Source organism: Pseudomonas sp., assembly GCF_037994325.1.
Taxonomy (GTDB): domain Bacteria; phylum Pseudomonadota; class Gammaproteobacteria; order Pseudomonadales; family Pseudomonadaceae; genus Aquipseudomonas.
Window position 1 is genome coordinate 1 of record NZ_JBBNAH010000334.1, and the last position, 6,637, is coordinate 6,637.

General features: G+C 58.7%; 8 protein-coding genes. 7 read left to right on the forward strand and 1 reads right to left on the reverse strand.

The genetic code is table 11. The annotated features are described in order from the left end of the window. The coding region (locus tag AAAB16_RS11290) for a hypothetical protein (protein WP_340663396.1) at nucleotides 1–425 on the forward strand (425 nt) is incomplete at its 5' end. A gap of 56 nt (nucleotides 426–481) precedes the next feature. Here AAAB16_RS11290 and AAAB16_RS11295 read toward each other — a convergent pair. After that, the gene (locus AAAB16_RS11295) at nucleotides 482–1,708 is read right to left on the reverse strand and encodes an acyl-CoA dehydrogenase (RefSeq protein ID WP_340663397.1); all 1,227 of its coding nucleotides are present in this window, start codon (nucleotides 1,706–1,708) and stop codon (nucleotides 482–484) included. A 160-nt stretch (nucleotides 1,709–1,868) separates the two neighbouring features. On the opposite strand from AAAB16_RS11295, the gene AAAB16_RS11300 reads away from it, so the two are divergent. The 6 genes from AAAB16_RS11300 (at nucleotide 1,869) to AAAB16_RS11325 (ending at nucleotide 6,419) form a co-directional block, all read left to right on the forward strand. Then, complete coding sequence (locus AAAB16_RS11300) at nucleotides 1,869–2,777, forward strand: LysR family transcriptional regulator (protein ID WP_110617812.1); 909 nt, start codon at nucleotides 1,869–1,871, stop codon at nucleotides 2,775–2,777. 182 nt (nucleotides 2,778–2,959) lie between these two features. After that, complete coding sequence (locus AAAB16_RS11305; RefSeq protein ID WP_340663398.1) at nucleotides 2,960–3,364, forward strand: MbcA/ParS/Xre antitoxin family protein; 405 nt, start codon at nucleotides 2,960–2,962, stop codon at nucleotides 3,362–3,364. 29 nt (nucleotides 3,365–3,393) lie between these two features. Continuing rightward, nucleotides 3,394–4,044, forward strand: coding sequence for an RES family NAD+ phosphorylase (locus tag AAAB16_RS11310; protein WP_340663402.1), 651 nt, complete (start codon nucleotides 3,394–3,396; stop codon nucleotides 4,042–4,044). Nucleotides 4,045–4,062: 18 nt separating this feature from the next. After that, a complete protein-coding gene (locus tag AAAB16_RS11315) occupies nucleotides 4,063–4,713 on the forward strand; it encodes a DUF502 domain-containing protein (RefSeq protein WP_340663399.1) in 651 nt (216 codons plus the stop codon). 91 nt (nucleotides 4,714–4,804) lie between these two features. After that, on the forward strand, nucleotides 4,805–5,182 hold the full coding sequence (locus tag AAAB16_RS11320) for a MerR family DNA-binding transcriptional regulator (RefSeq protein WP_340663400.1): 378 nt from the start codon (nucleotides 4,805–4,807) through the stop codon (nucleotides 5,180–5,182). A 73-nt stretch (nucleotides 5,183–5,255) separates the two neighbouring features. Beyond that, entirely contained in the window at nucleotides 5,256–6,419 is a 1,164-nt protein-coding gene (locus AAAB16_RS11325) for an isovaleryl-CoA dehydrogenase (protein WP_340663401.1), read from the forward strand. Nucleotides 6,420–6,637: the final 218 nt, after the last annotated feature.

A 6,637-nucleotide genomic window follows, 5' to 3' on the forward strand; every position in this document is an offset into this window, starting at 1 on the left:
AAAACGTATTAGCCGAACGAAACAGCTTTCAACAGCAGGAAGTTGTCACCCAGCGCATTTACCCCAGCAACGTCGCATCTGCGGTATTCGTCACCTTGCTTCCTTCGGTTGTCGTTCATCCATTTGAAGTTATCCGCGAGGTTGACGGCTCTGGCGTACGCAACCCTCGCTTTTTGCCACCCACCACGACAATGACCAGCTACGTCGGCAATCTTCAAGCGCTGATTCCACCGAACAGAGTCCTTGAATACCCGCGACTACACCGCGAACGCATGCAATCGTGCGTCATGCAATGTGACGGTGCATCCTTCCCAGACGAGAACATCGACAGAACCGAGCGCAAGCGCCGCAGCCTGCCATCGACAGCGGCGTATTGCGCGGCAGGCCCTAGCAGGAGTGAAGTCTTTATCTCCACTGAAGACTGAGCGTAAAAAAGCCCGCCACGGCTAAACCGAGGCGGGCTTTTTAATGCGGCTAAGCCTTAGTGGCTTTTCAGCAGGTCTTTAGGCATGTGCTTGCCGATTTCAAACTTGCCGATAGCGGCGCGGTGCACTTCGTCCGGGCCGTCGGCCAGGCGCAGGGTACGTTGCATGGCGTACATATAAGCCAACGGGGTGTCGTTGGAAACGCCAGCGCCGCCGTGCATTTGAATGGCACGGTCGATCACGCGCAGGGCCACGTTTGGCGCCACTACTTTGATCTGGGCGATTTCGCTCTTGGCCACCTTGTTGCCGACGGTGTCCATCATATAAGCGGCTTTCAGGGTCAACAGGCGCGCCATGTCGATCTCCATGCGCGAGTCGGCAATGATGTCGACGTTGCCACCCAAACGTGCCAACGGTTTGCCGAAAGCAGTACGGCTAATAGCGCGTTGGCACATCAATTCCAGGGCGCGCTCAGCCATGCCGATAGAGCGCATGCAGTGGTGAATACGGCCTGGGCCGAGGCGACCTTGGGCGATTTCGAAACCACGGCCCTCGCCCAACAGCACGTGATCGTATGGAACACGGACGTTTTCGAACAGCACTTCGGCGTGGCCGTGCGGTGCATCGTCGTAGCCGAATACCGGCAGCGGACGCAGGACTTTCACCCCGGGGGTGTCGACTGGCACCAGGATCATCGAGTGTTGCTGGTGACGCGGGCCATCCGGATTGCTCAGGCCCATAAACACCATAATTTTGCAGCGCGGGTCGCAGGCGCCCGAGGTCCACCATTTGCGCCCGTTGATCACCCACTCATCGCCCACGCGCTCGGCGCGCGCTTCCATATTGGTGGCATCCGAGGAGGCAACGCCCGGCTCGGTCATGGCGAACGCGGAGCGGATTTCACCGCGCAGCAGCGGCTCCAGCCAGCGTTGTTTTTGCTCTTCGTTGGCGTAACGCACCAACACTTCCATGTTGCCGGTATCTGGCGCCGAGCAGTTGAACGGCTCGGAACCGAGCAAGGAGCGGCCCATGATTTCCGCCAACGGGGCATATTCCATGTTGGTCAGCCCGGCGCCCAATTTCGACTCCGGCAAGAACAGGTTCCACAGGCCTTCGGCTTTGGCCTTGGCTTTCAGCTCTTCCATGATCCCGGTGGGCTGCCAGCGATCACCTTCGTTCACTTGAGCTTCGAACACCGCTTCGGCGGGATAGACATAAGCGTCCATGAATGCGGTAACGCGTTCGCGCAGTTCTTGAACCTTGGGGGAGTAAGCGAAATCCATCGGAGACACCTTCTGACGGGCTGTTGGTGAGAGTGGAAATGAGCCTAGAACAGCAACGAAAATTTATCTAACCTATTCTCAGCGTGTATAAACATTCATCACCGATATATGATCGGCTGATACCCAGAACAATCCCAATAACGACTGGAGCGCGTTGGTAATGAATTTGAGCAAGGTCGATCTCAACCTGTTTATCGTCTTCGACGCCATCTACACCGAAGCCAACCTGACCCGTGCCGGGCAGATCGTCGGCATCACCCAACCCGCCGTCTCCAACGCCCTGGCCCGTTTGCGCGAGACCTTTAACGACCCGTTGTTTGTGCGCACCGCGCAAGGCATGGTGCCCACGCCAATGGCGCAGAACATCATCGGCCCGGTCCGTAATGCCTTGGCGCTGCTGCGCGTTTCCGTGCAGGAAAGCCGTACGTTTAATCCGCTGCAAGCGAACAAAACCTATCGCATCAGCATGACCGACCTCACTGAAGAGATCATTCTGCCGCCGCTGTTCCAACGTCTGCGCCGCCAAGCGCCGTCGGTACAGATTGAGAGCTTTTTGTCCAAACGCCGCGAAACCACCAAAGAGCTGGCTGCCGGCCGCCTGGACTTTGCCGTGGATGCGCCGCTCAACACCGACCCACAGGTGCGTCACGTTAAATTGCTTTCCGACCGTTACGTCTGCGCCATCCGCAAAGGCCACCCGCTGGCCAAGGAAAAACTGACCTTGGATGAGTACATGTCGCTCACCCATATCCATATTTCCAGCCGCCGCAGCGGCCTTGGTTACGTCGACCTGACCCTGGGCAAAATGGGCATCCAACGCAAAATCGCCCTGCGTTCGCAGCACTACCTGATGGCCTCGATGGTGATGCAGAAAACCGATATGGCCATGACCGTGCCGGAGCGTTTTGCCCGTAGCCACGACCTGCACTATGTCGGCGTGCCCGTAGAAGTGCCGGCGGTTGAAACTCACCTGTACTGGCACGAAAGCACTGACCAAGACCCGGCCAACCGCTGGATGCGCGAGCAGATGATTGAGCTGGCGCAGCAGGTTAGTGCGCAAGAACCTTGACCGTAACCCGTCGTCCCCGCGCAGGCGGGGACGCACAATCGCCCGCTGAACACCGCACCAGTTAACACTCCTGCTTCCCGCCTGGGCGGGAATGACGGGCGTTTTGCGCAACGACTTCGAACATTGCGCCTCCTCTATATGTGGACTATTATCCATATCAAGTCCATACGTGGAGAATCGTTATGTCCCTCCCTAACGCCTCAACCAGCGCAGCCCTCGACCTCGATTCGGCTCACGCAGGGCACGTGGCGCTGAAGTTTTTCTTCAACCTGATGGAGAAATGGAACTGCACGGTGGAAGAACAGACCGTGCTGCTCGGCTCCATCGGCCGCAGCACCCTGTACAAATACCGTCAGTTGCCGGAAATCCGCTTGCCGCGCGATACCTTGGAGCGGGTGTCGTACCTGATGGGTATTCACAAATCCCTGCGTATTCTGTTTGGCGACAAACCGTCAACTTACGACTGGATTCGCAAGGCAAACAGCGAAGCACCGTTCAATGGTTTAAGCGCCTTGCAGTTGATGCTGGCTGGCGGCGTGATGGATATTGCCGTGGTACGTCGCTACCTGGATGGAGTACGTGGTTGAAACAACCGACTCAAGTTCTGCCTGCATGGATGCGGGCCTATCGCATCGTTTCCAGCGCCTTTCCGCCGATTTCGGTATTTGAAGATGTGCTGGATCCTGCCGATCTGGAACAAGCCTTTCTGATTGAAAGCCTGACCAACGATCGACTGCGCGAAGAGGCCGGCCTGCTTAACCATGTTGCCCCCGAAGACCGCGTCTGCGGCCCCGGCGCCTCGCCGCTGATGGCGGCCTTTACCCATGTCGGCGCGAAAAGCCGTTTCACCGACGGCCAATACGGTGTGTACTACTGCGGCAGTAGCCTGCAAACCGCCATCGCCGAAACCCGCTACCACCGCGAGCGCTTTATGCGCGCCACCCATGAACCGAGCATGGAACTGACCATGCGCACGTACGTGTGCAAGGTGCAGCAGCCGCTGGACGATATTCGCCAAGGCTACGAAGAACTGCACCACCCCGACCCTGACGACTACAGCGTGCCGCAACGCTTTGCCGCCGAGCGTCGCAAGCTGCGCTCCTGGGGCCTGCTATACCGCAGCGTGCGCCACGCCGAAGGCGAATGTGCGGCATTGTTTCGCCCGCCAGCCGCCACCCTTCCCACCCAAGGCGAGCACTTGCGCTATGTGTGGGATGGTCACTTGCAACAGATCACCCAGGTGTTCACCCTCAAGGCCATCGCCTAATCGCTGCGGAATTCCCCGATGCTGAAGAAAAGCTTTAACTCCCTGCTGACCACCTGGTTAGCAGGGCTGATCGTATTGCTGCCGTTGACCCTGACCATGATTTTGCTGACGTGGGTAGTCAGCCTGCTTAACCGCGTAATCGGCCCGTCTACCTACATTGGCGGCGTATTTGCCGCAATGGGCCAACCTTTTGCCAGCAACACCTATCTGGCCTATGGCCTGGGCACCATTTTGCTGGTGGTGGCGATTTATCTGCTGGGGCTGGCCGTGCAACTGGGGTTGCGTAAACCGCTGGCCTGGCTGACCGACGTGACCCTGCGGCGTATTCCGCTGTTCGGCAAGCTGTACAACCTGGCCGATCGTTTTGTTGCCCTGCTGGATAAAAAAGAAGGCGCCGACATCAACGCCATGAGCCCGGTGTGGTGTTTGTTTGGTGGTGATGGCGTGGCTGTGCTGGCGCTAATGCCCAACCCCGAACCCATCGATATCGACGGCCGTATGTACTACGCCGTGCTGGTGCCCACCGCACCGATTCCCATTGGCGGCGGCTTGCTCTACGTGCCCGTGGAATGGGTGAAACCGGCCAATATCGGCGTCGATGCCTTCACCAGCATTTACGTGTCCATGGGCATTAACCCGCCGCCACAAAGCCCACGCAAAGCCGAGTAAGGCAAAACGGCGCAGAAAAACCGTCTTGACGCTATAGGGAAATCTACTTTACGTTAACGTAAAGGTAAGAACTCCCTGAGAGCGTTTTCCCATGTCGACCACCTACAGCATTTCCGACCTTGCCCGCGAGCTGGATATCACCACCCGCACCATTCGTTTCTACGAAGAACAAGGCATGCTCAACCCCGAGCGCCGGGGCCAAGAGCGCGTTTACTCCGCGCGCGACAAGGTCTCGCTAAAACTGATTTTGCGCGGCAAGCGCATTGGTTTTTCCCTCGCCGAATGCCACGAACTGATTGAGCTCTACGACCCCAGCGGCAACCACAAACAACTCGAAACCTTTATGCGCAAGATCGCCGAGCGCCGCGAACAGCTGCGCCAGCAATTGCTCGATATCGAGCAAATGCAACTGGAGCTCGACACCGCCGAAGAGCGCTGCCTGGCTGCCATGGCCGAAGCCACCGTTTAAGTACTGAAACCGGCTGGCCACCCTCGCCCGCCACTCAACATGTGCCGCACAAAAACAATTAGCAGGTGCCCCAATGAGCTATCCCTCCCTGAACTTTGCCCTCGGCGAAACCATCGACATGCTGCGCGACCAAGTGCAGGCCTTTGTTGCCGCCGAGTTGGCGCCACGTGCCGCCGCCATCGACAGCGACAACCTGTTCCCCGCCGATATGTGGCGCAAGTTTGGTGACATGGGCCTGCTGGGCATCACCGTTAGCGAAGAATACGGCGGCGCCGGCCTGGGCTATTTGGCCCACGTGGTGGCCATTGAAGAAATCAGCCGTGGTTCGGCCTCCGTAGGCCTGTCCTACGGCGCCCACTCCAACCTCTGCGTTAACCAGATCAACCGCAACGGTACGGCGGAACAAAAAGCCCACTACCTGCCCAAGTTGATCAGCGGCGAACACATCGGCGCGCTGGCGATGAGCGAGCCCAACGCCGGTTCTGATGTGGTGTCCATGAAGCTGCGCGCCGACAAACGCGGCGACCACTACGTGCTTAACGGCAGCAAAACCTGGATTACCAACGGGCCGGACGCCAACACCTACGTGATCTACGCCAAAACCGACCTGGAAAAAGGCGCCCATGGCATCACCGCGTTTATCGTCGAGCGCGACTGGAAAGGTTTCTCCCGTGGCAGCAAATTCGACAAGCTCGGCATGCGCGGTTCTAACACCTGCGAACTGTTTTTCGATGACGTGCACGTGCCGGAAGAAAGCATCCTCGGCGTGCTCAACGGCGGCGTGAAAGTGTTGATGAGTGGCCTGGACTACGAGCGCGTGGTGCTGTCCGGCGGCCCCATCGGCATTATGCAGGCATGCATGGACGTGATTGTTCCCTACATCCACGACCGCAAACAGTTCGGGCAAAGCATCGGCGAATTCCAGCTGATCCAAGGCAAAGTCGCCGATATGTACACCCAACTCAACGCCAGCCGCGCCTACCTGTATGCCGTGGCCAACGCCTGCGACCGCGGCGAAACCACGCGCAAAGACGCTGCCGGCGTGATCCTCTATAGCGCCGAGCGCGCCACGCAAATGGCCCTGGATGCCATCCAGATTTTGGGCGGCAACGGCTATATCAATGAATTCCCCACCGGCCGTTTACTGCGCGACGCCAAGCTGTACGAAATTGGCGCGGGCACCAGTGAAATTCGGCGGATGTTGATCGGCCGCGAGTTGTTTAACGAAACCCGCTAAGCCAACACGGTCAGTCCCCTCTCCCACTGGGAGAGGGCTAGGGTGAGGGTCGCTGCGCGCACGATTTGCGTACGCCCCGGCCCTCACCCCCGGCCCCTCTCCCGCAAGCGGTAGAGGGGAGAAAAGCAGCGAATTTTCCGGAGCGCCCCATGGCCATCCTCACCAGCCAACTCAACACCCGCACCGCCGACTTCGCCGCTAACAGCGCGGCCATGGGC

Bases quoted from the DNA above. Each gene is read 5' to 3' on its own strand.
- AAAB16_RS11300 (WP_110617812.1), top strand. From the start codon at position 1,869: ATGAATTTGAGCAAGGTCGATCTCAACCTGTTTATCGTCTTCGACGCC.
- AAAB16_RS11320 (WP_340663400.1), top strand. From the start codon at position 4,805: ATGTCGACCACCTACAGCATTTCCGACCTTGCCCGCGAGCTGGATATC.
- AAAB16_RS11310 (WP_340663402.1), top strand. From the start codon at position 3,394: ATGCGGGCCTATCGCATCGTTTCCAGCGCCTTTCCGCCGATTTCGGTA.
- AAAB16_RS11295 (WP_340663397.1), bottom strand. From the start codon at position 1,708: ATGGATTTCGCTTACTCCCCCAAGGTTCAAGAACTGCGCGAACGCGTT.
- AAAB16_RS11315 (WP_340663399.1), top strand. From the start codon at position 4,063: ATGCTGAAGAAAAGCTTTAACTCCCTGCTGACCACCTGGTTAGCAGGG.
- AAAB16_RS11305 (WP_340663398.1), top strand. From the start codon at position 2,960: ATGTCCCTCCCTAACGCCTCAACCAGCGCAGCCCTCGACCTCGATTCG.
- AAAB16_RS11325 (WP_340663401.1), top strand. From the start codon at position 5,256: ATGAGCTATCCCTCCCTGAACTTTGCCCTCGGCGAAACCATCGACATG.